At 63.6% G+C, this 25,846-nt stretch carries 26 protein-coding genes, 1 other RNA gene and 1 riboswitch; of the genes, 14 read left to right on the forward strand and 13 right to left on the reverse strand.

The window, feature by feature from the left end; genetic code table 11:
• Positions 1-66: 66 nt before the first annotated feature.
• Positions 67-1,527, reverse strand: a complete 1,461-nt coding sequence (locus C0Z16_RS00715) for a cobyric acid synthase (RefSeq protein ID WP_102630616.1) — start codon at positions 1,525-1,527, stop codon at positions 67-69.
• Positions 1,528-1,765: 238 nt separating this feature from the next.
• Between C0Z16_RS00715 and cobU the strand changes: the two genes are divergently transcribed.
• The 4 genes from cobU (at position 1,766) to C0Z16_RS00735 (ending at position 5,393) form a co-directional block, all read left to right on the forward strand.
• Positions 1,766-2,320: a bifunctional adenosylcobinamide kinase/adenosylcobinamide-phosphate guanylyltransferase gene (cobU, locus tag C0Z16_RS00720; RefSeq protein ID WP_102630325.1), complete on the forward strand. Its 555-nt coding sequence runs from the start codon at positions 1,766-1,768 to the stop codon at positions 2,318-2,320.
• Positions 2,320-3,255: an adenosylcobinamide-phosphate synthase CbiB gene (gene cbiB, locus C0Z16_RS00725; protein ID WP_102630326.1), complete on the forward strand. Its 936-nt coding sequence runs from the start codon at positions 2,320-2,322 to the stop codon at positions 3,253-3,255. Before cobU ends, cbiB begins: the two co-directional genes overlap by 1 nt.
• Before the next feature lie 16 nt (positions 3,256-3,271).
• Complete coding sequence (gene cobD, locus C0Z16_RS00730; RefSeq protein WP_102630327.1) at positions 3,272-4,396, forward strand: threonine-phosphate decarboxylase CobD; 1,125 nt, start codon at positions 3,272-3,274, stop codon at positions 4,394-4,396.
• A gap of 85 nt (positions 4,397-4,481) precedes the next feature.
• The gene (locus C0Z16_RS00735; RefSeq protein WP_102630617.1) at positions 4,482-5,393 is read left to right on the forward strand and encodes a cobalamin-binding protein; all 912 of its coding nucleotides are present in this window, start codon (positions 4,482-4,484) and stop codon (positions 5,391-5,393) included.
• Positions 5,394-5,420: 27 nt separating this feature from the next.
• Here the strand turns inward: C0Z16_RS00735 and cobC are convergent, their stop codons facing one another.
• The 6 genes from cobC to C0Z16_RS00765 are packed head-to-tail and all read right to left on the reverse strand — an operon-like array spanning position 5,421 to position 11,728.
• Entirely contained in the window at positions 5,421-6,011 is a 591-nt protein-coding gene (gene cobC, locus C0Z16_RS00740) for an alpha-ribazole phosphatase (RefSeq protein ID WP_102630328.1), read from the reverse strand.
• Positions 5,996-6,781 carry an adenosylcobinamide-GDP ribazoletransferase gene (locus C0Z16_RS00745; protein ID WP_102630329.1) on the reverse strand — a complete coding sequence of 262 codons (786 nt, stop codon included), beginning with the start codon at positions 6,779-6,781 and terminating at the stop codon, positions 5,996-5,998. The genes cobC and C0Z16_RS00745 overlap by 16 nt, the downstream gene beginning before the upstream one ends.
• Positions 6,778-7,842: a nicotinate-nucleotide--dimethylbenzimidazole phosphoribosyltransferase gene (gene cobT / locus C0Z16_RS00750; protein ID WP_102630330.1), complete on the reverse strand. Its 1,065-nt coding sequence runs from the start codon at positions 7,840-7,842 to the stop codon at positions 6,778-6,780. Before cobT ends, C0Z16_RS00745 begins: the two co-directional genes overlap by 4 nt.
• Before the next feature lie 35 nt (positions 7,843-7,877).
• The gene (locus C0Z16_RS00755) at positions 7,878-8,717 is read right to left on the reverse strand and encodes an ABC transporter ATP-binding protein (protein WP_102630618.1); all 840 of its coding nucleotides are present in this window, start codon (positions 8,715-8,717) and stop codon (positions 7,878-7,880) included.
• Positions 8,714-9,838 (reverse strand): FecCD family ABC transporter permease, encoded by a 1,125-nt coding sequence (locus C0Z16_RS00760; protein ID WP_102630331.1) that lies wholly within the window; start codon positions 9,836-9,838, stop codon positions 8,714-8,716. The genes C0Z16_RS00755 and C0Z16_RS00760 overlap by 4 nt, the downstream gene beginning before the upstream one ends.
• 27 nt (positions 9,839-9,865) lie before the next feature.
• Positions 9,866-11,728 carry a TonB-dependent receptor domain-containing protein gene (locus C0Z16_RS00765; protein WP_102630332.1) on the reverse strand — a complete coding sequence of 621 codons (1,863 nt, stop codon included), beginning with the start codon at positions 11,726-11,728 and terminating at the stop codon, positions 9,866-9,868.
• Between the two features lie 89 nt (positions 11,729-11,817).
• Positions 11,818-12,085: riboswitch (cobalamin riboswitch) on the reverse strand.
• Positions 12,086-12,303: 218 nt separating this feature from the next.
• Here C0Z16_RS00765 and C0Z16_RS00770 point away from each other — a divergent pair.
• The 5 genes from C0Z16_RS00770 (at position 12,304) to C0Z16_RS00790 (ending at position 14,866) form a co-directional block, all read left to right on the forward strand.
• Positions 12,304-12,660, forward strand: a complete 357-nt coding sequence (locus C0Z16_RS00770) for an ATPase (protein WP_102630333.1) — start codon at positions 12,304-12,306, stop codon at positions 12,658-12,660.
• Positions 12,657-12,971, forward strand: coding sequence for a cell division protein ZapA (locus tag C0Z16_RS00775; protein WP_102630334.1), 315 nt, complete (start codon positions 12,657-12,659; stop codon positions 12,969-12,971). Before C0Z16_RS00770 ends, C0Z16_RS00775 begins: the two co-directional genes overlap by 4 nt.
• Before the next feature lie 137 nt (positions 12,972-13,108).
• Positions 13,109-13,290: non-coding RNA, 6S RNA (gene ssrS, locus C0Z16_RS00780), on the forward strand.
• A 196-nt stretch (positions 13,291-13,486) separates the two neighbouring features.
• Positions 13,487-13,945 (forward strand): EVE domain-containing protein, encoded by a 459-nt coding sequence (locus tag C0Z16_RS00785; protein ID WP_102630335.1) that lies wholly within the window; start codon positions 13,487-13,489, stop codon positions 13,943-13,945.
• Between the two features lie 189 nt (positions 13,946-14,134).
• Positions 14,135-14,866, forward strand: coding sequence for an SIMPL domain-containing protein (locus tag C0Z16_RS00790; RefSeq protein ID WP_102630336.1), 732 nt, complete (start codon positions 14,135-14,137; stop codon positions 14,864-14,866).
• A 93-nt stretch (positions 14,867-14,959) separates the two neighbouring features.
• Here C0Z16_RS00790 and lgt read toward each other — a convergent pair whose 3' ends face one another.
• Positions 14,960-15,859 carry a prolipoprotein diacylglyceryl transferase gene (gene lgt, locus C0Z16_RS00795; protein WP_102630337.1) on the reverse strand — a complete coding sequence of 300 codons (900 nt, stop codon included), beginning with the start codon at positions 15,857-15,859 and terminating at the stop codon, positions 14,960-14,962.
• Between the two features lie 107 nt (positions 15,860-15,966).
• Positions 15,967-16,959, reverse strand: a complete 993-nt coding sequence (locus tag C0Z16_RS00800; RefSeq protein WP_102630338.1) for a LysR family transcriptional regulator — start codon at positions 16,957-16,959, stop codon at positions 15,967-15,969.
• Positions 16,960-17,090: 131 nt separating this feature from the next.
• On the opposite strand from C0Z16_RS00800, the gene ilvD reads away from it, so the two are divergent.
• Positions 17,091-18,764, forward strand: a complete 1,674-nt coding sequence (ilvD, locus tag C0Z16_RS00805) for a dihydroxy-acid dehydratase (protein WP_102630339.1) — start codon at positions 17,091-17,093, stop codon at positions 18,762-18,764.
• Between the two features lie 148 nt (positions 18,765-18,912).
• Positions 18,913-19,254 (forward strand): c-type cytochrome, encoded by a 342-nt coding sequence (locus tag C0Z16_RS00810; protein ID WP_102630340.1) that lies wholly within the window; start codon positions 18,913-18,915, stop codon positions 19,252-19,254.
• A gap of 78 nt (positions 19,255-19,332) precedes the next feature.
• On the opposite strand, the gene C0Z16_RS00815 is transcribed toward C0Z16_RS00810, so the two are convergent.
• The 3 genes from C0Z16_RS00815 to C0Z16_RS00825 all read right to left on the reverse strand — a co-directional run bounded on the left by C0Z16_RS00815 (position 19,333) and on the right by C0Z16_RS00825 (position 22,204).
• Entirely contained in the window at positions 19,333-20,109 is a 777-nt protein-coding gene (locus C0Z16_RS00815) for a DUF2486 family protein (protein ID WP_102630341.1), read from the reverse strand.
• Positions 20,110-20,199: 90 nt separating this feature from the next.
• A complete protein-coding gene (locus C0Z16_RS00820) occupies positions 20,200-20,616 on the reverse strand; it encodes a DNA polymerase III subunit chi (protein ID WP_102630342.1) in 417 nt (138 codons plus the stop codon).
• Positions 20,617-20,677: 61 nt separating this feature from the next.
• A complete protein-coding gene (locus C0Z16_RS00825) occupies positions 20,678-22,204 on the reverse strand; it encodes a leucyl aminopeptidase (protein ID WP_102630343.1) in 1,527 nt (508 codons plus the stop codon).
• A 137-nt stretch (positions 22,205-22,341) separates the two neighbouring features.
• Here C0Z16_RS00825 and lptF point away from each other — a divergent pair, with 137 nt between their 5' ends.
• Genes lptF through C0Z16_RS00840 form a run of 3 tightly spaced genes read left to right on the forward strand, consistent with a single transcriptional unit; the run spans position 22,342 to position 24,983 of the window.
• Positions 22,342-23,439 (forward strand): LPS export ABC transporter permease LptF, encoded by a 1,098-nt coding sequence (lptF, locus tag C0Z16_RS00830; protein ID WP_102630344.1) that lies wholly within the window; start codon positions 22,342-22,344, stop codon positions 23,437-23,439.
• Between the two features lie 3 nt (positions 23,440-23,442).
• Positions 23,443-24,591: an LPS export ABC transporter permease LptG gene (gene lptG, locus C0Z16_RS00835; RefSeq protein ID WP_102630345.1), complete on the forward strand. Its 1,149-nt coding sequence runs from the start codon at positions 23,443-23,445 to the stop codon at positions 24,589-24,591.
• 11 nt (positions 24,592-24,602) lie between these two features.
• A complete protein-coding gene (locus C0Z16_RS00840) occupies positions 24,603-24,983 on the forward strand; it encodes a sirohydrochlorin chelatase (RefSeq protein ID WP_102630346.1) in 381 nt (126 codons plus the stop codon).
• Between the two features lie 74 nt (positions 24,984-25,057).
• On the opposite strand, the gene cobA is transcribed toward C0Z16_RS00840, so the two are convergent.
• On the reverse strand, positions 25,058-25,813 hold the full coding sequence (cobA, locus tag C0Z16_RS00845; protein WP_102630347.1) for a uroporphyrinogen-III C-methyltransferase: 756 nt from the start codon (positions 25,811-25,813) through the stop codon (positions 25,058-25,060).
• Positions 25,814-25,846 lie beyond the last annotated feature (33 nt).

The raw sequence follows: 25,846 nt of genomic DNA on the forward strand, positions 1-25,846 counted from the left end.
TGCCGCTTTGATTATTTCTCACGGAGATGCAATCGACGTCCACGGGCGGCGGACAGTGACAAACGGTCACGCCGTCGCGGCAATCAATCTCGCCATATCCACGTGTTCCGCCAGCGTATCGGCGAGCCGATCGAGCGAGGCTTCGCGCAACGCCGGGTAATCGATCGCCTCCGCGTCGCTCAGTCCCGCCCAGGCCAGCAGCGCCGCGCACGCCGCCGGGGTATCGAACAAGCCGTGGACGTACGTCGCGAGAATCTGGCCGTCCGCGGAAATGGCGCCATCGGGACGCGCGGCGCCCATTTGCCCCAACTGCAACGCGGGCGAAACCAGCGCCGCACCTTGCGTCTCGCCCATGTGAATTTCGTAGCCGGACACCTCCGGCGAGCCGGGCAGCGAGAGACGTCCCGTCACGTTTTTCAGCGTCTTTTCGCGTGTCAGCACCGTCGAATAGTCGAGCCAGCCAAGACCCGCCGACGTCCCCGGCGCGCCTTCCACGCCGTGCGGATCGGCCACCTCTCGCCCGAGCATCTGCATGCCGCCGCAAATGCCGATCACCCGCCCGCCGTAGCGCAGATGCCGTTGCAGCACCGCGTCCCAGCCTTGCGCGCGCAGAAATGCCAGATCGCCGGGAACGTTCTTCGAACCCGGCAGGATGATCAGATCGGCGGGCGGCGGCGGTGTGCCGCTTCGCACGTAATGAAAATCGACTTGCGGATGCGCGCGCAGCGCATCGAAATCCGTGTGATTGCTGATGTGCGGCAGCACCGGCACGACCACGCGCAACGTGCGCGCGGCGTCGCCACGCTGCGCCGCGCGCAGTTCGGGCGGCAGCATGTCCTCGGCGTCGAGTGTCAGACCGTGCAGATACGGGACGACGCCCAGCACCGGCTTGCCGGTCTTCGCTTCGAGCCAGTCGAGTCCCGGCTTGAGCAGGCCAATATCGCCGCGAAACCGGTTGATGATGAAGCCGCGCACGCGTGCCTGCTCGCTCGCCGACAGGCATGCAAGCGTCCCCGTCAGATGCGCGAACACGCCGCCCCGGTCGATGTCGGCCACCAGTACGACCGGACAGTCGACCGCTTCGGCGAAACCCATGTTGGCGATATCGCGCTCACGCAGATTGATCTCGGCCGGACTGCCCGCGCCTTCGACGAAAATCGTGTCATACGCAGCTTGCAGGCGCGCATACGACTCCAGCACCGCTTCGAAAGCGACCGGCTTGTAGTCGTGATACGCGCGGGCGTCGAGATTCATGCGCGCCTTGCCGTGGATGATCACCTGCGCGCCGCGATCGCTCGTCGGCTTGAGCAGCACCGGGTTCAGGTCAGTGTGCGCGGCTATCCCCGCCGCCACGGCCTGCAAGGCCTGAGCGCGTCCGATTTCGCCGCCGTCGATCGTTACCGCGCTGTTGAGCGCCATGTTCTGCGGCTTGAACGGCGCGACCCGCACGCCCGCGCGACGCGCGAGCCGGCACAAGCCGGCGACCAGCGTGCTCTTGCCGGCATCGGACGTGGTGCCCTGAATCATCAGCGTGCCGCGCGGCACGGGTATGGCGTTTTGCAGGATCGGATGGGTGCTCACGGAGATGTCGGGCTCGGCGGTGGAGGAATGGTGAAGCGACGGCAGGCGCCTATCACGCGACTATTGCGCCAGTCACGCGATAGTCCACGATAACGGCGCGGTGCTGGAACGCCAATGACGCAGCAGCGAATCGCGGCATTATCCCATCGCGCCTGCTCGCGCTGCACGCCGGTACAATCACGCGATGATTCCCCGCGACCTCACCTTCGTTCTCGGCGGCGCGCGCTCAGGCAAGAGCGTGCACGCGGAACAGCTTGCCGGGCGCAGCGCGCTGCCCGTCACCTACATCGCCACCGCACGCGTGACCGACGACGCCGAATTCAACGCGCGCATCGCGCATCATCGCGAGCGGCGTCCGGCGCATTGGCAATTGCTCGAAGCGGGCGTCGATCTGGCGGGCGCCGTGTCGAAGGCCGACGCGCCTGATCGTTGCACCCTGATCGACTGCCTGACGTTATGGCTCGCCAACCTGCTCTGCCCAGCCGACGGCGACGGCCTGCCTCTGGATCAATACCGCGCCCGCATCGAAGCACTCGAAGCCGCGCTGGCCAACGCGCGCGGCAAAATGATCGTGGTCAGCAATGAAATTGGCCTGGGCGTCGTGCCGCTCGGCGCGGCCACGCGTCTTTACGTCGACGAACTCGGGCGGCTCAATCAGCGCATCGCGGCCTTGAGCACGCAGGCCACGATGATGGTCGCGGGCCTACCGCTCGCGCTCAAAACCGCTGGCGGCGCGTGATGCTGTCGCTTCCTCTCATCGTGACGCTGGCAACCGCGGGCGTGGCCGTCGACCGCTGGATCGGCGAGCCGGGCGGCGCACATCCGCTGGTGGGTTTCGGCAAATGGGCGGCGCGCCTCGAAGCGCATTACAACCGCGGCCGGCGCTTGCGGCTCAAAGGTCTGCTCGCGTGGTCGCTGGCGGTTATGCCGCCGGTGCTGGTCGCGTGGTGGCTCGTCGCCGTGCTGCCGTTTTTTGCGGCGTGTGCGGTGCATGTCGCGTTGCTCTGGTTCGCGCTCGGTGCGCGCAGCCTGCACGATCACATCGAGCCGATCGCGCGGGCGCTCGCGCAACGCGATCTCGCGCAGGCGCGGCTTCTGACCGCGCGGATCGTCTCACGCGAAACCGCCAATGCCGATGAAGCCGCGCTGTCGCGCGCGGCCGTGGAATCGGCGCTGGAAAACGGCAACGACGCGATCTTCGGCGCGCTGTTCTGGTTCGCGATCGCGGGCGGTCCGGGCGCACTCGGGTTTCGTCTGGCCAACACGCTCGATGCAATGTGGGGTTATCGCACGCCGCGCTATTTGCGCTTCGGCTGGGCCGCCGCTCGCCTGGACGACGTGCTGAACTGGATTCCCGCGCGGCTGACCGCCGCGAGCTACGCGCTGCTCGGCGATACACGCACCGCGTGGCGTTGCTGGCGCGAGCAGGCGCCGCGCTGGGACAGCCCGAACGCCGGTCCGGTAATGGCTTCGGGCGCCGGCAGTCTGAATGTGCTGATCGGCGGCCCGGCGGTGTATCAGGGCGCGCTCGAACAACGGCCAACGCTCGGCTTCGGCCATCCCGCGAAGCCCGCTCATATCACGGCCGCGCTGATGCTCGTCGAACGCACGGTCATTCTGTGGCTCTCGGTGCTAATCGTGCTGGCCTTGCTGAGTGTGCCGTTTAATGGCTGACCGAATGTCTCATCGAATGTCCGGCCAAAAGTCAGAGCCAGCGTCCGATCCGATCTCCGAACAGGACGCGGATCGTCAAAACGCTCGCGCCGCGTCGCCTTCGTCCGTTCCTTCCAGCGAACCGTTGACTCACGGCGGCAACTTGCACGAAGCGGCGGAGCGCTACGGCATTCCGTACGCGCAGTGGCTCGACCTGTCGACGGGAATCAATCCGCACGGCTATCCGGTGCCGCCCGTTCCCGCCGATGCATGGCGCCGCCTGCCCGACGAAGGCGACGGCCTCGCCGACTGCGCCGCGCGTTACTACGGCGCGCCGGATGCCGCGCATGTGCTGCCCGTCGCCGGAAGCCAGGCGGCGATTCGCGCGCTGCCCGGGTTGCTGCCGCACGCGCGGATCGGCGTGGCGCCGCTCACCTATAGCGAATATAGACCGGCATTCGAGCGGGCCGGCCACGAAGCGATGCCGCTCGATGTATCGTGGGACGTCTTGCCCGACGCACTCACGCATGTGATCGTCGTGAATCCGAACAATCCGACCGCCGAGCATCTTAGCGCCGCGAAGCTTCTCGATTGGCACGCGCAGCTGAGCGCGCGCGGCGGCACGCTGCTGGTCGATGAAGCCTTCGCGGATACGATGCCCGCGGCTTCGCTCGCAGCTCACACGCATCGCGCCGGTTTGATCGTGCTGCGCTCGCCCGGAAAATTTTTTGGCCTCGCGGGCGTGCGGGCCGGCTTCGTGCTGGCCGCGCCCGCGTTGCTCGACCGCTTGCGCCGCACGCTCGGCGCGTGGACCGTCAGCGGTCCCGCGCGTCACGCCGTGAAGGCCGCGTTCGCCGACCACGCGTGGCAAGAGCAGATGCGCGCACGGCTCGATGCGGACAGCGCGCGCCTGGTTCATCTGCTGGGGGTTCACGGCATTCGCACACACGGCACGCCGCTCTTCGCATGGACCGGCGATGCACGCGCTGCGGCCTTGCACGAAGCACTCGCCGCGCGCGGGATATGGACGCGGCTGTTCCCAGCGTCGGGCAGCGTGCGTTTCGGCTTGCCCGCGAGCCAGGAGGAATGGGGGCGTTTCGAGGACAGCTTGGGTGCGGCGATAGGTGCGATTGGGGCGATAGGCTCGGTAGAACCCGGTTGATTCGACAATGATCGAAATGCCTCGCACGCATTGCAACGCCTCGCAACGCATTCACACACTCAACGCAATCTCAACGCCTGACGCGATGATCCGACTCGCCCGCTTTGCTCTCGCCGTCACGCTGCTCGCCACCGCGTTGCACGCGCATGCCAGCATCACCGTGACCGACGACACTGGCGCTGCCGTCACGCTGCCCGCTCCAGCACAGCGTGTGATCAGCCTCGCGCCGCATGTCACCGAACTGCTATACGCGGCCGGTGGCGGCGCAAAAATCGTGGGCGCGGTCTCGTATAGCGACTATCCTCCCGAGGCGAAACAGCTGCCGCGCGTCGGCGATAACAAGGCGCTCGACCTCGAACGCATCGTCGCGTTGAAGCCCGATCTGATCGTGGTGTGGCGGCACGGCAATGCGCAACGTCAGCTCGACCGTCTGCGCGACTTGCACATCCCGTTGTTCTTCAGCGAGCCGCATCGTCTTGACGATGTTGCTGTCTCCTTGACGAAGCTCGGCCAATTGCTCGGCACCTCTGCAACCGCGGAAAGAGCAGCAGCCGCATATCGTCAGGACATCGCGAGTTTGCGCGCGCAGTATGCGAAACGGCAGGCCGTCAGCGTGTTCTATCAGGTATGGGATCAACCGTTGATGACGCTCAACGGCGAGCATATGGTCAACGACGTAATCGAGCTATGCGGTGGCCGCAATGTCTTCGCCAAACTGCAACCGGTCGTGCCGACAGTCTCGACTGAAGCCGTGCTCGCGGCGAACCCGGAAGCGATCGTCACGGCAGCGCCTGGTGCGACCAAACCCGACACGGCGTTGCCGCAACTCGGCGCATGGCGCGCGTGGCCGCGACTGTCGGCAGTGGCGAACAACAATCTGTTCGCCATCGACGGCGATCTCATCAACCGGCCCGCGCCGCGCATCGCGCAAGGCGCCAAGCAATTGTGCGAAGACCTCGATATCGCGCGTTCGCGCAGGAAGCAGAACGCGCAGTAACGCGCGTTCTGCAAAGCGCCTCAACGCTCACGCATTCCACTTCACGAGCGACCACTGCTGCGCCTCACCGTCCCGGCGCAGCCACACAATGCCGGCAGTTTCCAGCGACCATTGCAAGCAACGCTTGAGCGGCACGTCCAGCGCGAGCGACGCGATCGCACGCATCACGCCCGCATGCGTGACGACATACGCCGGCGATAGCTCGCGGGTTTGCGTGTACGCGTCGAACCATGCGCGCACTCGCACGACGAACTGCGCGACGCTCTCGCCGCCATGCGCACGCGCATGTTCGAAGTTGGACGCCCAGTCATCGAGCAACTGTCGATCGATCGCGTCCCAGCGGCGCTCTTCCCAATCGCCGAAATCCATTTCTTTCAGACGATCGTCGTGACTCAGCACGCAGCCGAAGTCGTTCGCCATCTCCACGGCGAGCGCCGAGCAACGCGTCAACGGGCTCGAGATCACGACGCGGGGCGCCGGCACCTGCAAAGTTGCAAGCCTCAACGCGAGCGCCGCGGACGACACCTCGGCCGCTTCGGCAAGCGCCACATCGCTGTGTCCGTAGCACACGCCCGCGTCGAGCGCGACGGCGGGATGACGGATCAGGACGATATCCATGCGAGCCCCACCAGATAGATGCTCAGTTCAAAAATCTGCTGCGCAAAGCCGAGACAGTCGCCGGTGTAGCCGCCGATGCGCCTGACGAAATAGCGGCCCATCGCAAAGCGCAACGCGACGAGTACCGCGAGCGTCGAGCCGGCGAAGCGCCAGTCCAGCAGATCCAGCCCGCGCAGGCCATCCGGCCATAGCAGCCACGGCAAACCAAAGGCCGCGGCGCATAGCAACGCCCTGCCGCTCAGGCGCTGGGCCACCGGCTTCGCCTTGCCTTCGGCGCGCACATAGTCGAGCGTGGCCAGATAGCTGATCGCGCACGCGCGGCTCGCCGCATGCGCTGCAATCATCAGGCTTGCGGCACGCACCGGCGGTAACGCGGTGAGGGTCTGCCACTTCAGCACGAGCGCGATGACGAGTGCGATGGCGCCGAAAGCACCGATGCGCGAATCGCGCATGATGCCCAGCACATCGTCGCGTGTATAGGCGCCACCGAACGCATCGACGCAATCGGCGAGACCGTCCTCGTGAAATGCGCCGGTTATCAATAATGACGCGGCCATCGACAACAACACCGCGACACCTGCCGGAAACACGCGCAACGCCGCGAGATACACGAGCGCGCTTACGCCGCCGATCAACACACCAACTAGCGGAAAGTAGCGCGCCGCCGCGTTCAGATAATGCGGTTCGTAGCCGACCCATCGCGGCACGGGCACGCGTGTGAAATAGCCGAGCGCCGTAAAGAAGTAGCGCAATTCCGCCAGTGGATTCATGGCGCGTCGCGGGTCGCGACACCGGCCGATTCGAAGCTCGCCATCTCGTTGATGAACGCGCTCGCCGCGCGCAACAGCGGCACCGCGAGCGCCGCGCCGGTGCCTTCGCCGAGCCGCATGTCCAGCGACAACAACGGCAACGCGCCGAAATGATCGAGCATGCGCCGATGCCCCGCCTCATTAGACGCATGCGCGAACACGCAGTACTCGCGCACATTCGGCGCGATGGCGTCCGCGACCAGAAGCGCCGAACTGGCGATGAAGCCGTCGACCAGAATCGTCATCCGCGCTTCGGCTGCGGCGAGATACGCGCCCGCCATCATCGCGATTTCAAAACCGCCGAAGGTTGCAAGCACATCGAGCGGCGTGTTGGATATGTCGTGATGCGCGAGCGCCGCCGCCAGCACGTTGCGTTTTTTCGCGAGCCCGGCATTGTCGAGACCCGTGCCGCGGCCCACGCATTCGTCGATCGGCACGCCGCATAGGCGGCTCATCAAACATGCCGCCGCCGACGTATTGGCAATGCCCATTTCGCCGAAGCCGATCACGTTGCTGCCGAGCGCCGCGTGATGCCGCACGCGCGCGCCGCCGGCTTGCATCGCGATGAGCGCCTGGTCGTGTGTCATCGCCGGTTCGTAAGCGAAGTTGCGCGTGCCCGCTGCAACCGGAATGTCGACGAGTCCGTCCGTGCGCGGCACCGGCGTCGCAATGCCCGCGTTGACGACTTCGAGTTCGATGCCCGCGACGCGGCTCAATGCATTGACCGCCGCGCCGCCCGCCAGAAAATTCGCGACCATCTGCGCGGTCACCGCTTGCGGATAAGGGCTGACGCCTTCCGCCGCAATGCCGTGGTCGCCGGCGAATACGATCAACGCGGGGCGCTCGACCGTGGGACGCGTGGTGCGCTGGATCAACCCCATTTGACGCGCGAGCGTTTCGAGCCGGCCGAGACTGCCGGGCGGCTTCGTCTTTGTATCGATGATGTGTTGAAGTTCGTCGCGCAACGTTTGATCGAGCGGTTCGACTTGGGGCAATCCGGACAAGCGTGGCGTGGAAGTCATAGGTTCGTAGAGATAGATGAAGTTTGTTCTGGCTGTCAGCTTGCCGGTTTGTCATGCGCGGAACCGGATTCATGACGCGAGCGCGGTGCGGGAATCAGCGCCTCATGCTCGCCGTCGCGAATCAGAATCAGCGGATAGCCGAATACGCGGCTCGTCAGCGCGGGCGTCAGTACTTCGTGCACTGGTCCGGCATAAGCAGCGCCGGCGCCGTCGAGCAGCAGCGCGTGCGTCGAGAAGCGCCGCGCGAGGTTCAGGTCGTGACATGAAAATAGCACGCTCCGCCGCGGCTCCTGTGCCCACTCGCTTAGCGCTTCAAGACAGTCGATCTGATGATGCAGATCGAGATGCGATAAAGGTTCGTCGAGCAGCAACAGCGGCGCTTCCTGACACAGTACCGCCGCCAGCGCCACGCGCTGACGTTCGCCGCCGGAAAGCGACAGCACGTCTCGCGCAGCCAATGCGGTGAGGCCCAACAATTCCAGCGCGGCGCGCGCGGCCTCGCGATCGGCTTCGCGCTCCCAACCCCAGCCGGTCAAATGCGGGAAGCGGTTCAGCATCACGATGTCGAGCACGCTCGCGCTGAATGCATCCGGTGCGCTTTGGGGCATCAGCGCGCGGCGCTGCGCGAGTTCCTGCGCGTGCCAGTCGGCGAGCCGCACGCCATCGAGTTCGACATGCCCCGCCGATGGTTGCAACAGACCCGCGAGCGTGGACAACAGCGTCGTCTTGCCCGCGCCGTTCGGACCGGCGACGCACCAGACCTCGCCCGGATAAAAGGTATGCGTGAAGGCGTCGAGCAACGTGCGCGAGCCGGCACGCAATGTCATGCGCTGTGCGCTGAGCACGGGCTGGGCAAACTTGGGCGTGTGCATCATCGGCGGCTGCGCAGCAGCATCCACAGAAAGACCGGCACGCCGATGATCGACGTGATCACGCCGACCGGCAGTTGCGCCGGTGCGATGACCATGCGCGCGATCAGATCGGCGCCCATCACCGCGACGCCGCCGCCGAGCGCCGCGGCGGGCAGCAGCATGCGCTGATCGTTGCCGAACGCGAGCCGCAACATATGCGGCACGACAAGCCCGACAAAGCCGATGGTGCCCGCCGTCGTCACCGCCGCGGCCGCAGCGAGCGACGCCGCGAGATACACGCGCAATCGCAGGGGCATCACCGCAACGCCCAACGCTTGCGCGGCAGCGTCGCCCCGCAACAGCACGTTAAGGCGCGGCGCAACGGGCACGATTGCAATCAGCACGACGGCGAGCGCGGCAAGCGCCGTCCACGGCATCGCGTTGCCATTGAGGTCGCCCGTCAACCAGAACAACATGCCGCGCAGACGATTGTCGGGCGCAACATTGAGCAGCAACGTGATCAGCGCGCCCCAGCCCGCCGCGATCACCGCCCCCGTCAGCAGCAAACGCGGCGACGTGTCCTGCGGTTCGCCGCGCCACAATTCGCGGCGCGCGAGACCGAGCACGAGAAGAATCGACACAAAGGCGCCCGCGAACGCGGACGCATCGACGAGCCACCATGCGCAGCCGGCGATCATCGCGACGAGCGCGAAAGTCGCGGCGCCGCCCGATACGCCTAATACATAGGGCTCCGCGAGCGGATTGCGCAACAGCACTTGCAGCAGTGCGCCCGCCAATGCGAGCAACGCGCCGCAAGCGAAGCCGGCTAACGCACGGGGCAAACGCAGCGTGCGGACTATTTCGCCGGCGAGTAGGTCGGCTTGAGAAGCGGCTTGAGAAGCAGCTTGAGAAGCAGCTTGAGACCCGGCTTGAGACCCGCCTTCAGACGCGGGCAATACTGACGACGCATGCATCGGCGACAGCGCCGCGATCACGCGCGAGGGCGCGAGCGAGACGCTGCCCAAAGTGAGCGAGGCCATCAACACGGCGAGCGCGATGACAGCAAGCACGAGCCAGACGACAGCGGCGCGCTTCGCGCTCATGGCGTGAAGCGTGACGGGCATTGAAGCCGGATGGCGGCTCATCGGCGCGTTCTCAACCTGGCGAGCGCGTCACTGCTGCTGCCAACCGACCATGACATACGCACCGCGCCGCGGCGAGTTATACGAGTAGGCCGTTTCATAGTCCTTGTTCAACAGATTCTGGATTTGCGCGGCCACGTACCATGCCTTTGTGATGTTGTAGCGCGTGGACAGATTCACGATACCGTAGCCGCCCAGCTTGCCGCTGCTGTCTTCGCGCGGCCCGCTCACGATCCACTCGCCACCCACGCGCCAGCCCGCAATGCTGCGATTCACCGCCAGCGACGCGAAACGCCGCGCGCGCCGCAACAAGTCCGCCTCGTTGTCCAGGTCGACGGGATTTTGCAGCGTCACCGACGCGCGCACGTCCGTCTTGCCCACATGTCCGCTCCACGATCCTTCGAGTCCCTGCACTTTCGCATGACCGACGTTCTCCGCCAGATAGATGCCCGGCGTTACCTGCCGATAGTCGATCAGATTCGAATAGCGCGTCTGGAAAGCACTCAAACGCATCACGCCGAGCGCATTCGACGCATACTGCAACGCTGCTTCTATCGAATGACTGCGCTCGGGCTGGATCGACGGATTGCCGCTAATCGGATAGTACAGATCGTCGAAGCTCGGCGCGCGAAACGAATCCGCATAGCTTGCGCTTAGCTTCCAGTTCGACGTGATGTCAAAACCATAGCCGAGATAGTAACTGTTCGCCCCGCCGAAATCGGAGTACTGGTCGCGCCGCACGTTGGCCTGGATCTGATTGCGCCCGAAGCGTCCCGTATAGCCGGCAAAACCTGAGTTCACATGACGCGTGGGCGCCGCAAAGGTATCGGAATCGAGGCTCTGGTCCAGGCGTTCGTAACCGACGCGCAGTTTCTGCTGCGTGGCCAGCGCGAAATCGTTCTGCCACGTGTACTGCCGATTGTCGGTATCGAAGCGGTAGTCATACAGCCCATTGGTGTTCGACACGCTGCGGTCGTCGCCTTCCGAAAGAATGAAGTGCGTGGTCCACCAGCCGGTCAGCTTCCCGTTTGCGGACGCAGACACCTGCCGCACTTTCGTGTACAGGTTGTTCAGATCGGTCGGCACGCCGTACGCATTGTCGTAGCTGTTGTTACCGTTCGACTGGAAATAGCTGATGCCCGCGTCCCACTTGTCGTTGAACTTGTGGCGCAGCGAAGCCGAGATGCTTTCGTTCAGATAGCCGTTGGCATTCGGATTCGCACTGGGCGCCTCGCGCGGATTGAGCGCGGAAAAGCCGTCGTCTTTCGAACGCGAGAGTGAAACGCTGAAGGTCGTGCGGCCGTCTTTATCCAGTGCGCCGTTCGCGCCGACCTGCTGCGTCTGCGTGTGATAGCTGCCATAGCCCAGCGAAAAATTGAAACGCGGCGGGTGATCGCCACCGTCTTTGGTGAACACCTGGACGACGCCGCCGATCGCACCCGAGCCATATAACGCGGACACGTTGCCGTTCACTACTTCGACATGATCGATCTGATCGAGCGGAATCTGCGCGATTTGCGCGGTGCCGAGACTCACCGAATCGACGCGCACGCCGTCGATCAACACGAGCGATTGCGTCGACGACGCACCTCGCAAATACAGGCTCGTTGTCGAACCAGGGCCACCTGTACGCGAGATCTGGGCGCCGGGCGCGAGTTGCAGCAGGCCGGGTAGATCCGTCGCGGTGGTGTCGGCAAGGTCCTGCTGATCGAACAGCGAGGTCTGCGGGATGGTATCGGCAAGCGCTTGCGGTCCGCGCTCCGCGGTGACGACGACCGGCGATAAAACAGTGAACGATGCATCGGCGCTCTGAGGTGTGACGGCCTGCGCGTGGACGACGCGCGGCAGCCCTGCAAACGCGAGCAACGCCGCGCGGGCGATGGGGGACAGCATGGAATGAGATTCCCGTGGATGACGTGCGCGGCCCGCTTCCCCGCAGGCCGTCGCGTAACGAGGCACGCCCGCGTTTGACAATTCACGCGCATGCGCCTCTCCCTCTGGCCGGTATCCGGGCTGACGACGTGTCGATCCCGCCTTCCCACGCGTGACGCGCAGTGGCACACTCGCGTGTTGAACCGGAACACGCGATGGGAATCGAACTGCAAACGTGAACTGCAATGACGAATGCGGTCGCTTACCGTTGCGGGGGCAGCGCAGGTTCGCGCGTTCTTGTGAACGGCGCGCCCTGCTTCCCGTTTAACTGCGCGCAAAATGGAAATGCACGCGGGCACCAGAGTGCGGCCAGTTTATGAGCGCCCTCGGGGTCCGTCAAGAATGCGAGCCACGAACGCGATTCATCCGGACAGGTGCGAAGTATTGTCCGACGCGATCTCCGGCACACGAGTACTTTTTCATCTTCAGTTGAAAAAAGCCTGCATAAAGCGGTGTTGTTACGTCTCGAAACGAGACAATTGTCGGAACGTGCGACATTCCGCGCTAAAATGCGATGTCTTTAGAGGACGCAGCACATGCTCACCGAACTCGAAACACTCTCACAGAATATCGGCAAGCTGATCGCGATCAGCCAGCGCCACAATGAAGCGCGCATCGCGCTCGAAGAGCAACTCGCCCAGTCCCGCGCCGAAGCTAAAGCCACGCGCACGGAACTTGCGCTGCTGCGCGAGGAACGCGATGCACTGCAAGCGGAACGCGATGCGCTCTCCGCCAAGATCGACGACGCTCAGGTGCGTCTGAACGCGATCCTCGAGAAATTGCCGCGAGCGCGCGGTCACAACGAGCCGGACAACCAGCTCGATCTTCTCGAGACCGCTCCGCACCAGGTCGAAACGGAGAGCGACGCCACTCGCCACGGAGAAAATGCATGACCACGAAGCAGATCGAAGTATCGATTCTCGGCGTGCCCTATCGCCTCGCCTGCTCGCCGGAAACGGAAGCCGCGTTGCTCGAGGCAGTCGCGCGAGTCGACGCCGAAATGTCGAAGATCCGCAATAACAGCAACGTACGCGGCACGGATCGTATTGCCGTTATGGCTGCGCTGTCCCTGGCATCGGAACTGCTTAGGCTGCAAACGAGCGTGCGTCACGGAGAAGCATTTCCCGCTGAAGAAATCCGGCGTACAATGCATCAAATGAACGAACAACTAGGTACTGTGATCGAGCAGTACAGCATGCAGTAAGCAGCATGTAGCCGGTCTTTGGGTCGGCTGCGGATTCAAGCGGAGTAGGTCCCGAAGTAACTGAGCAAAGCGTGCGGGCATGCACGAGCAATACTCGGCAAACGTTTGAATTGAATCGTTTCAGCTTCATCGGTTTAGCTTCCCTGCCTGGTTCGCCAAGGTCATATATTCCTTGAACCAATGCCATGTGCACGGTTGCGGAAATTTGTAGCACGGGCGTGCGCGTCACTCTGTCTGATGTACCCGAAGTGCTGCTAACTGCGACCAATTCTGAACCCCCGGTTCAGGATGCCGGCCTAGCGGCTAAGGCGGGGACCTTATTTAGAACGGCATCGGACTTCGGTTCGGTGCCGTTTTTGTTTGGGCCTTACTTGTCTGTGCCTTGCTTGGGCCTTGCTTGGGCCTTGCTTGGGCCTTGCTTGGGCCTTGCTTGGGCCTTGCTTGGGCCTTGTTTGCGTCTGAATTTTCCCGCTTCTTTTCCCGCTTCTTCAAACCCTTAACGTTGAGTTCGATTCATGCGCTACTGGCTAATGAAGTCCGAACCGGACGAAGCAAGCATCGACCATCTCGCTAACGCACCGCATCGCACGCTGCCGTGGACGGGTGTGCGCAACTATCAGGCGCGCAATTTCATGCGCGACGTGATGCAGGTGGGCGACGGTGTGCTGTTCTATCACTCGAGTTGTCCGGAACCTGGCATCGCAGGACTCGCGGAGGTTTCCTCCACCGCTTATCCGGACCCGACTCAGTTCGACAAGAAGAGTCCCTATTACGACCCCAAGTCGTCACAGGAAACACCGCGCTGGCTGCTCGTCGACGTCGTGTTCAAGAAGAAGATTCCATTGATTCCGCTTGCCGCGTTGCGCGAGCACGAAGAGCTGAAAGACATGCGCGTGCTCGCCAGAGGCAACCGTCTGTCGATCACGCCCGTGACCGAAGCCGAGTGGCGCTTCATCACAACGCGGCTCGTTTGATCCACTTCGTGCCGTTGACAGGCACCGCATGCGACGCTGCAAACCGAACGTTACAGCAAGGTTAAATCGGGGAACCAAGCTCAGGTTACAAGCGCCTAACGGAGTCGCGAACGGGACGGGCAAGCACCGTGCCATTGCATGACGCTCGCTCCCATCGTGCGCAACCCTGTTCAAGCAAGGAGTCCAACAATGAAGAAAAACACCGCACGTATGCTCGCTTTCGCGGTTGTCTGCGCGGCGCCTGCCGCGCTCGCGCTGACGCCCGCCATGGCGCGCGCGCAGAATGTCGTGCCCTATCAACCGGCCGGCGTGCTGTCGCTGAACGCGCAGGCCAGCGCGAATGTGCCGCAAGACGTCGTCGACATCACGCTCTTTTATGAGCAGGAAGCGAGCGATCCGTCGGCGCTCACGTCAACGCTGAATCAGCGCGCCGATTCGGCGCTGCAAAAAGCCAAGGGTGTGAGCGGCGTGACGGCACGCACCGGTTCGTTCTCGATTTATCCGTCCACCGATCGTGACGGGCGTATCTCCGCATGGCGCGGCCGCACGGAGGTCGTGCTCGAGTCGCACGACTTCGCCGCGGCATCGAAGCTCGCGGGGCAGATGGCATCCATCATGCAGGTCGGCAACGTGCAGTTCTCGTTGTCGCCCGCCGCGCAGCGCGCCGCCGAACAGAAGCTCACCGGCGAGGCGATCAAGTCGTTTCGCGAGCAGGCGGCTTCATCCGCACAGGCGTTCGGCTACAACGGCTATTCGATTCGCGAGGTCAACGTCGGGCACAACGGCGCGATGCCGCGCCCCGTCATGATGATGAGCGCGCGCGCCATGAGCGCCGACGCCAAGATGTCGGCGCCAGTGCCGATCGAAGGCGGCACGTCGACGGTGACGGTCAACGTATCGGGCTCGGTGCAGATGAAATAGCACGCCGTGTAAGACGCTGTTCGTTCGGCACGAGAGCAAACGCCACGGCATGCCGTGGCGTTTTTTTATCGATCGGGCGCAGCGTGCTATGCGTTACGACAGAGCGTGCGCCGGTTCGCTGCGGCCACGGCGATACGACCACACTAGCATGGCAATGCCCACGAGGATCATCGGCAGCGAAAGCCACTGGCCCATCGACAGGCCCATTGCCAGCAATCCGAGGAAATCGTCCGGTTCACGTGCGAATTCGACGATGAAGCGCGCGAGGCCATAGCCGATCAAAAACACCGCGGAAATCGCGCCGAGCGGCTTCGGTTTGCGCGAGAAGAAGAACAGCACGAAGAACAGCGCGACGCCTTCCAGCGCGATCTCGTACAACTCCGACGGATGACGCGGCAGCATGTGATATTGCGCGAACACTTCGTTCAAGTGCCATTGCGCGGCGAGTTGCGGATGCGCGGCGAGCCACGCGGCGTCGTCCGGCGCTGCGCCTGGAAAGAGCATCGCCCACGGCGCGGAAGGATCGGTCACGCGGCCCCACAGCTCACCGTTGATGAAGTTGCCGAGGCGCCCCGCCGCGAGTCCGGTCGGCACCATCGGCGCGACGAAGTCGGTGACTTGCAGCCACGAGCGTTTGCGTTGGTACGCGAACAGCACCATCGCGAGCGTCACGCCGAGAAATCCGCCGTGAAACGACATGCCGCCTTCCCACACCTTGAAGATGTCGAGCGGATGCGCGAAATAAAAGCTCGCCTTATAGAACAGCACGTAGCCGAGCCGGCCGCCGAGGATCGTGCCGAGCACGCCGTAAAACAGCATGTCGTCGATGTCTTTCGGCGTCCAGCCTTGCGCCGCGACGAACGGCAAACGCAGCCGCAGCCGGCCGACGACGATCGCCGCGATGAACGCGACGAGGTACATCAGTCCATACCAGCGCACGGCGAGCGGCCCCAGATGAATGGCAATGGGGTCGAAATTCGGGTGAATGAGCATCGTGTTGTTATGGGCAGTTCGGGTTCAGAAAATTTTGTATTGAAGACGAGCGGCTTGCGCAGTATGCGTTGGACGGCTCGGCGTGCAATGCGTTCGCCGCCGTTACGCTAATTACGGGACGCGGCCGGTTGCGCCTCGACGGTGGCCGCATGCGCCCGCACGATTTCGATGAAGCCCGCGAGCACCGGACTGACCTCCGCGGTGCGCCACACAAGACCGGTCTCGATAGCGGGCACCGACTCGGACAACGGCCGATAAACGACGCCGGTTCGGCGCAGGTTACGCAACGATTGCGGCACCAGTGCGACACCCATGCCGGCCGACACCAGGCTCACGATGGTCTGCATCTGGATCGCCTCCTGCCCGACGCGAGGCGCGAGCCCCGCCACGCCGTAGCAATCCATAATGATGTCATAAAAGCCTGGGGCCAAACGTCTTGGGAAGATCACGAGCGGCGCATCGGCGACGTCGCGCAGGCTGATCGGCGTGTCGAGCCACTCGGCGCGCGGGTCTTCGACGCTGCCGCCACTGCCACCATTGCGACCCAAACCCGCCGCCGTTTCCGTCGACATCGCGATCACCAGCGGCTCGCGTGCAATCGGCAGCCAGGAGAGCTGCGTGGCGTGGCGCGACGGCAGCGGCGCGATCACAAGACCGGCGTCGATGCGCCCGGCCACGAGTTCGTCCACCTGCACGTCGCTGGTCGCCTCGGTCAGTTCGAGCCGCACGCGCGGATGACGCGCGCCGAAGTCGCGCAGCAGGAGCGGCAACAAGCCGTAGTCCGCCGTCGACACGAAAGCCAGCGACAGCACCCCCGCCTCGCCGCGCGCAAGGCTCTGCGCGAGCGGCCGCAAGCCCTCCGCGCCCGCCAGCAGACGCTGGACTTCCGGCAGCAGATCGGCGCCCACCGGCGTCAGTTCGACCGAACGCTTGGTACGCGCGAACAGTTCGACGCCGAGCGTCTCCTCGAGCGAACGAATGGCCTGCGAGAGCGGCGGCTGCGTCATCGACAGGCGCGCGGCGGCGCGGCCGAAGTGCTTTTCTTCGGCGACGGTCACGAAATAGCGCAACTGGCGCAGGTCGGGAATGGCAGGCAGCATGATTAATACATTTTACGACCTAATCGGCCCTCAATAATATATTGGACACGCGCTTCGCAAAACTGCATCCTTGCGCGACGCGTCGGAACTACACTGGACCGACGAGCAAAACAAAACAGACTGGAGTTCCCATGGCATACAACCGTCGTTCGAAGAACATCACGCAAGGCGTGGCGCGTTCGCCGAACCGCTCGATGTACTACGCGCTCGGCTATCAGAAAGAAGATTTCGACAAGCCGATGATCGGCATCGCGAACGGCCATTCGACCATCACGCCGTGCAACGCCGGCCTGCAGCGTCTCGCCGACGCGGCCGTGGCCGCCGTCAAGGGCGCGGACGCGAATCCGCAGATCTTCGGCACGCCGACCATTTCGGACGGCATGTCGATGGGCACCGAAGGCATGAAGTACTCGCTGGTGTCGCGCGAAGTGATCGCGGACTGTATCGAGACGTGCGTGCAGGGCCAGTGGATGGACGGCGTGGTCGTGATCGGCGGCTGCGACAAGAACATGCCGGGCGGCATGATCGGCCTCGCGCGCATGAATGTGCCGGGCATCTACGTGTATGGCGGCACGATCCGTCCGGGCAACTGGAAGGGCACTGACCTGACCATCGTGTCGTCGTTCGAAGCGGTGGGCGAATTCACAGCGGGCCGGATGTCGCAGGAAGATTTCGAAGGGATCGAAAAGAACTCGTGCCCGTCCACGGGTTCGTGCGGCGGCATGTACACCGCCAACACGATGAGCTCGTCGTTCGAGGCGCTCGGTATGTCGCTGCTGTATTCGTCGACGATGGCCAACCCGGACCAGGAAAAGGTCGACTCGGCAGCCGAATCGGCACGCGTGCTCGTCGAAGCGGTGAAAAGGGATCTGAAGCCGCGCGACATCATCACGAAGAAGTCGATCGAAAACGCCGTGTCGGTCATCATGGCGACCGGCGGCTCGACTAATGCCGTGCTGCACTTTCTGGCAATCGCGCACGCCGCCGAAGTGGAGTGGACCATCGAGGACTTCGAGCGCATGCGCAAGAAAGTGCCGGTGATCTGCAACCTGAAGCCGTCGGGCCAGTTCGTCGCGACGGATCTGCACAAGGCCGGCGGCATTCCGCAAGTCATGAAGATTCTGCTCGACGCGGGTCTGCTGCATGGCGACTGCATCACCATCACCGGCAAGACGCTCGCTGAAGAACTGAAGGACGTGCCGAGCAAGCCGCGCGCCGATCAGCAGGTGATTTTCCCGATCGAGCAGGCGCTGTACAAGGAAGGCCACCTCGCGATCCTGAAGGGCAACCTCGCGGAAGACGGTGCGGTCGCGAAGATCACCGGCCTGAAGAACCCGGTCATCACCGGTCCGGCTCGCGTGTTCGACGACGAGCAAAGCGCGCTCGAAGCGATTCTCGCCGACAGGATCGTGGCCGGCGATGTCGTCGTATTGCGCTATCTCGGCCCGAAGGGCGGTCCGGGTATGCCGGAAATGCTGGCCCCGACTTCGGCGATCATCGGCAAGGGTCTCGGCGAAAGCGTCGGCCTGATCACCGACGGCCGTTTTTCGGGCGGCACGTGGGGCATGGTGGTCGGTCACGTCGCGCCGGAAGCGTTCGTGGGCGGCACGATCGGCCTCGTGCAGGAAGGCGACTCGATCACCATCGACGCGCACAAGCTTCTGCTGCAACTGAACGTCGACGACGCGGAACTGCAGCGCCGCCGCGCCGCATGGCAGCAGCCGAAGCCGCGTTACACGCGTGGCGTGCTGGCCAAGTACTCCGCTCTCGCTTTGCCGGCCAACAAGGGCGCGGTAACGGGCTGAGGCCGAACGGTCTCTGAACGGCGGGCGGGCTGCACGCACGAGCCACAGCCCTACGTAAAAGCGAGAGGGGCGCACGAAAAACCGTGCGCCCCTTTCCTTTTATAATGCTCGCACCACAAGTCGGGCAACTGCACCGGCGGAGACCAGAATGAAATCAATGTCGTATGCGATGCTTGCAGCGGCTGCTGCGCTAGGCGTCATGTCGATCGGCGTCAGTCCGGCCGCGCATGCCGAGGCCGCGACCGGACTCGCGCTTGCCCAGCAGCAGAACTGCATGAGCTGTCACTCGGTTGCCCGTCCGTTCATGGGACCGGCGCTGCACGATGTCGCCGCGAAATATGTGGGCCGCCAGGACGCCGCCACCTATCTGCAACACAAGATTCTGGACGGCAGCACGGGCGTGTGGGGCCAGGTGCCGATGCCCGCGAATACGCAGCTCACGCCGGAGCAGGCGGCCACGCTGGCGGGCTGGGTCTTGACGCTGAAGTAACGCGGCTTGATTTAAACCGCACGCTTCGGCTGACGGCGCGCGGCAAGGGCGCGTCCCGCTTAAGCGCCGATATCTCGACTAATGCGTACCGCCCGTGCGTCGCGCGATCTCCGCTTCCACCGCTTCGCGCACCCAGCCAGTCATTTCGCTTTCGAGTGCTAGCACCACTTCGCGGGTGATCTGATCGACGAGCCGCGTCGTATGTTCCTGCACGGCGCTGCGGCAGCGCGCTTCGATGATGCCGCGTCCATCGCCCGCAAACAATCCGGCAAACCGTTCACGCAAACGCTCGGCGATCAGCTCGGCATCGACGCCGGATGGCCCCTGCCCGCCCGCTTCGTGAGAAAAGTCCGGCGGCACTGTTGCGCCCGCCTCGAGCGGCGTCGGCGGCTCCGCCCGATCGAACACGCCCGCCGATGCCGCGAGCGCTGCGTCTCGCGCATGTTCCGCTTCAGCAGCATGATGCGACCGCGAATGCTTTTTCCCGTGAGCATGGTGGGCCGGACGCGCATGATGAGCCGGATGTGCGCGAGCGGCGGGATGCGCCGCTGCTGCCGAGCTCGCAGCGGTAGCCACAGCCGGCTCCGGTGCAAGCACCGGCTCGGGCGCACGCGTTTCCTCCGGCGTGAGGACGGGCTGCGGCGCGAGTTCGGGCTCCGGCTCCGGCTCCGGCTCCGGAGCCGCGGCCAAGCCTGGCTCGCGAAGCTCCTCCGCTTCACGTGACGTTGGTGCGGCCGGCGCAGCCGGCGCAGTAGGTGCGGCTGCGCCGCTCTCCGGCTCGCGCCGTTGGGCCGCCTGGCCCGGCACGAGGACCTCGTGCAGAATCGGAATCGAGTTGTCGTTGGGATCGGACACGTGCGCTCTCCGTGTTTGAGTCGTAGCGGAAGCAGGCCGCGTGTGCGCCGAATCCCTTAGACCAGACACAACGCGACGCAAGCGGAAGACCTAGCCGCCCTGCTTGTAGTTGTTCAAAGCATAGCCGCGATCGCGATAGAAGCGATAGCGTTCGCGGCCCGCAATGAGCTCGTCGGGTGCGTTACCGACCACTTCCAGCAATCTTTCGAAGCGCGCGAATTGCGCGGGCACGCTCGCACCCAGATTGAGCAGCACCTGATGATGCGGGACGTCGTCGAGATTCTCGGCCAGCACGATCGGCGTTTGCGCGGCGAGCGGCGTGCCCGCCATGCAGTGCGGTACGAAGTCGAGCGGCGAGAAAGTCCACAGCTGTTCGTCGAAAGCGCGCAGGCGCTCGGGCTCGGCGACCACGATGGTCGGCTGCCCCGCCTGGTACGCCTTGCGCACCAGGCGGCACGCGTACAGCAGCGAGTCGCCGACGTTCGAGTGAAAGTCGATTCGCGTCATCGGCGGCTCCGCTTTGCGTCGAGTGAGACCGCTCGCACGCGTGCAACGTTACTGCGATGCGTCATTGCGCGGCGCGACCGTCCGCGGCCCGGTCGATCAGGAACTGCGCGAGCAGCGGCACGGGACGGCCCGTCGCGCCCTTCGCCGCACCGCTCTTCCATGCCGTGCCGGCGATGTCCAGGTGCGCCCACGGGTAGGAATCCGTGAAGCGCGACAGGAAACACGCCGCCGTGACGCTGCCGGCCGGTCGGCCGCCGATGTTCGCCACATCTGCAAAATTCGACTTCAGCTGGTCCTGATACTCGTCGTCGAGCGGCAGGCGCCAGGCCGGGTCCGATGCTTCGCGCGATGCATCGAGCAGCTCACCCGCCAGCGCGTCGTCTTTCGAGAACAGGCCGCTGTTGTGATGACCCAGCGCGATGATGCAAGCGCCCGTGAGCGTGGCAATGTCGATCACCGCAGCCGGCTTGAAGCGCTCCGCATAGGTGAGCGCGTCGCACAGAATCAGGCGGCCTTCGGCGTCCGTGTTCAACACTTCGATCGTCAAACCCTTCATGCTGGTGACGATATCGCCCGGCTTGGTGGCCGTGCCCGACGGCATGTTCTCGACCGCCGGAATGATGCCGACCACGTTGATCTTCAGGCCCATTTCGGCGACGGCGCGCAACGTGCCTAGCACCGAACCGGCGCCGCACATGTCGTACTTCATTTCGTCCATGCCTTCGCCTGGCTTAAGCGAAATGCCGCCCGTGTCGAACGTCACGCCCTTGCCGACCAGCACAACGGGCGCGGCCTTCGCGGCGCCGCCCTGGTACTGCAGCACGATGAATTGCGCGGGTTCGACCGAGCCGGCCGTGACCGACAGGAACGAGCCCATCTTCAACGCTTCGCACTGTTTTTCGCCGAGCACCTCGACCTTCAGCTTCCAGTCTTTCGCGAGCTTCTTGGCGCTGTTCGCAAGATAGGTCGGCGTGCAGACGTTGCTCGGCAAATTGCCGAGATCGCGCGTGAGATCCATGCCGTTGGCGAGCGCCGCGCCCTGCTTTGCGGCGAGCTTGGCGGCCTTCTCGTCGCCGGTATTCACGCTGAACACGATGCGCTTTAACGCGCGCACCGAGTTATCCGGCTTGCTCTTCATTTGCGCGAACTTGTAGGTCAGTTCGCGCAGCGCGAGGATTGCGGCGCGCACGCCCCAGTCGGCCGAACGCTCGAGAATAGGTAGCTGGGCCAGCGTGAACGTGACCTGCACGATCCTGGTGGCGAGGAGCGCGCGCCATGCCGCGCGTACCGCTTCGCCATAGGCTTTCTGGCTGAAAGCGTCCTGTTTGCCGAGGCCGACGAGCAGCACGCGCGACGCGCCGATACCTGAGACTTCATGCAGAAACAGCGTGGCGCCGGCTTTGCCGTCCATGTCGCCGGCCTTGATGATGCGGGTCAGCAAGCCCTTGGTGGCCGCGTCGATCTCAAGTGCGGCGCCCGAGAGCGTTTGCGACTCGAACACGCCGATTACGATGCAATCCGATTTCCCCGTGAGGAAACCGTTTGACGAGCCTTTGGTCCAATCACAGGCTTTTATGCTAAAGTCCATCGCGCTTGTCCTCGGATAAAATCTGGGCTTAGGATGAAAGCCGCAATTATCCGCTATTTTTCCCGCGGCGGCTGCACCGGAGGCGTGACGGAAAGCAATCCGCGCGTCGCTGAGAGCGCCCCCTCTCGTCATCAATAATGATCTTCGAACGCTCCCTCCAGCGCGAACTCGCGTATACGGCTGGTGCCGTGTTCATGGTTCTCCTCACGCTCGTGCTGACCACGATGATGATCCGCATCGTCGGCTTCGCAGCTTCGGGCGAGATCGACCCGCGCGACGTGCTGGTCCTGATCGGCCTGACCGTGATCGGCTACCTCGCAATCATGCTGGTCGCCACGCTGTTCGTGTCGATCCTGTTCGTGCTGACACGCTGGTACAAAGACTCCGAGATGGTCGTGTGGCTGTCGTCGGGCGTCAGTCTCACGCAATTCATCAAGCCTATCGGTATGTTCGCCACGCCGATCGTCATCCTCATCATGTTCTTTGTGTTCGTCGGCTGGCCGTGGTCGAATCAGCAAAGCAAGCTGATCCGCGCGCGCTTCCAGCAGCGCGACGAAGTTTCGCTGCTCGCGCCGGGCCAGTTCCGCGAATCGGCTGCGAGTCACCGCGTGTTCTTCATCGAGAAGATGTCACCCGATCAGGGCCACGTGGAGAACGTGTTCGTGACGAGCACGGAGAACGGCAAGGTCAACGTGGTCGTGTCGAAGAACGGCCATACCGAAACGCATAAGAACGGCGACCGCTTCGTCGTGCTGGAAAACGGCCGCCGCTATGAAGGCGAGCCGGGGCACCCCGATTTCCGCATCATGGAATTCGAGCGTTACGGCGTGCGAATCGAGAGCCAGCCGGTCGTCAATACGCCGACCACAACCGGTACGCCCACGCTTACGCTGCTGCGCAATCCGACCAGGGACAATCTCGCGGAATTCGCATGGCGCGCGGGGCTGCCGCTCATTGCGATCAACCTGATGCTGCTGGCCATTCCGCTCGCGCATCAAAACCCGCGGCGCAGCCGCACGATCAATCTCGTGATGGCCGTGCTCATCTATCTGACCTATTCGAATCTATTGAACGTGGTGCAGTCGTGGATCGAGCAAGGCAAGATGTCGTTCGGCGTTGGACTCGTGATTCTGCATGTGATCGTCGCGGCGATTGTGGCGTTCATCTTCTGGCTGCGCGTGCGCAACCGGCCGCTATTCACGCGGGCCATGTTTAGCCGTTCGCAGGGGGCCTGAACGATGCGCATTTATGAAAGGTACTTCGCGCGTCAGGTCTACCTCACGTTCGTCTTCATTCTGTTCGCGTTTTCGGGTCTGTTCTTTTTCTTCGACCTGATCAACGAACTGAATTCGGTCGGCCACGGCAACTACAAATTCCAGTACGCGGTGCTGCGCGTCGCGCTGCAAACGCCTTCGCGATTCTACGAAATCATTCCAGTCGCCGCGTTGATCAGCGCGATCTACGTGTTCGCGCAGATGGCGGCGAATTCCGAGTACACCATTTTCCGCGTATCCGGGCTCGCCACCAACCAGGCGCTGCGCTCGCTGCTGAAGATCGGCATTCCGCTCGTGTTTCTCACTTACCTGATTGGCGAAGTGGTCGGTCCGTACACCGATCAGTTGTCGGAACGTGTGCGGCTCGAGGCTCTGGGGTCGTCGGTATCGAGCAATTTCCAGTCCGGCGTGTGGGTGAAAGATACGCTCACCGCGCGCGCGGACGGCGAGCAGGTCACGCGCTTTGTCAACGTCGGCGAACTGAAGCCTGACGCGACAATCAGCAACGTGCGGATTTACGAATTCGATTCAAAGTTCCGGCTCTCGAACGTGCGCATTGCGAAGACCGGCGTCTATCAGCCGCCGGGTCATTGGCAATTGACCGGCGTGACCGATACGCAATTGATCGACGTGCCCCCTCCGCCAGGCACGCCAGCCGATGCGTTGAACCCGGTGTATCGTGCAAAACAGGTTGCGCTGCCTGAATATTCGTTGCGCTCGGAACTGACGCCGCAGATTCTGTCGGTGCTGCTCGTGTCGCCGGATCGGATGTCAATGTTCAATCTGTTCCGCTACATCCAGCATTTGACCGAAAATCATCAGGACACGCAGCGCTACGAGATTGCGCTATGGCGCAAGGTGCTGTATCCGTTTGCGGTATTCGTGATGCTGGTGTTGTCGCTGCCCTTCGCGTATTTGCATACGCGAGCCGGCGTGGTCGGCGTGAAGGTGTTCGGCGGGATCATGCTCGGCATGAGTTTCCAGTTGTTCAACACACTGTTCTCGCATATCGGCACGCTGAACACGTGGCCCGCGCCGTTGACGGCGGCGACTCCGGGATTGGTGTATCTGGTCTTGGGACTGGTCGGGCTGAAGTGGGTCGATCGCCATTAGGAGCCTTTGTCATGGCTACGCATGGGTTGGTGTTGTTCGGGCATGGCGCGAGGGATGTGCGCTGGCGCGAGCCGTTTGAGCGGCTTGCGCAGAAGCTGCGCACGGCGCGTGCTTCTGGCGGCGGCGATGGACTCGTCAGGTTGGCTTTTCTTGAGTTGATGGAGCCGGATTTGCTCTCGGCAGTGGGCGAGCTCGTTGCGGACGGCTGTGAGGTGGTCACCGTTGTGCCCGTGTTTTTTGGGCAAGGTGGGCATATCAGGAAGGATTTGCCGGAATTGATTCAGCGCTGTCGGGACGCGCAGCCTTCCGTTGAAATCAGATGCGCTGTGGCCGTTGGTGAAGATGATGCTGTGCTTGATGCTGTCGCAATGTATTGTCTGCGGCAGGTTTGATGCGGTGGCTTCCACCGTCGATTGGCGACGCGTTTCAACCAGGCTGAACGCCGCACCGCCACGCCGTCAAGGACCTAAGCCGCCACCAACATTCCACCCGCCGACCGAACCACGCTGATCTGCCGCGCCGCAAACGCCTCGCCAATCATCAACAAACTTGGCTGCGAAGCATCCACCCATCTTTGCGCTTCGCCAGCAGCGAGTTCTTCGAGCGTCAGCGTCAACATCCGCTCACGCTCGGTACTGCAAGCCTCGACAATCGCGACAGGCGTGGAAACAGGCTTCCCGGCATCGATCAACTGCTGCGCAATCTCAACGCCGCTATCACGCCCCATGTAAAACACGAGCGAATCGGCATTCACCTGCTCGCGAATTTCATCGGACCCCGGCGCGCGGCTGAACGTCGCCAGTGCGACACTGCGCGACACGCCGCGCAGCGTCAACGAGCGCTTTAGCGAAGCCGCACTAGCCAACGCGGCCGTAATCCCAGGCACCACCTCATACTCGATGCCGGCCGCCTCGAGAGCGCGCATCTCTTCATCGGCTCGGCCGAACAGCATCGGATCGCCGCCCTTCAGCCGCACCACCACTTCGTGCTCCAAAGCGGCATCCACGATCTGCTTGTTGATGAACTGCTGCGCCGTCGACAGTTGTCCGCAACGCTTGCCCACGGCAATGCGCCGCGCGTGGGACGGCGCGTAGTCCAGCATTGCGGGCTCGACCAGCGCGTCGTGCAAGACCACGTCGGCGGTGGCGAGAAGCCGCGCGCCGCGTACCGTAATCAGGTCCGCAGCGCCCGGTCCCGCACCGATCAGATAAACCTTACCCATTTGCCTAAGCCTGTTCGTCAGAGCGCTCGCGGT

The organism is Paraburkholderia rhynchosiae, from assembly GCF_002879865.1.
GTDB classification, from domain to species: Bacteria; Pseudomonadota; Gammaproteobacteria; order Burkholderiales; family Burkholderiaceae; genus Paraburkholderia; species Paraburkholderia rhynchosiae.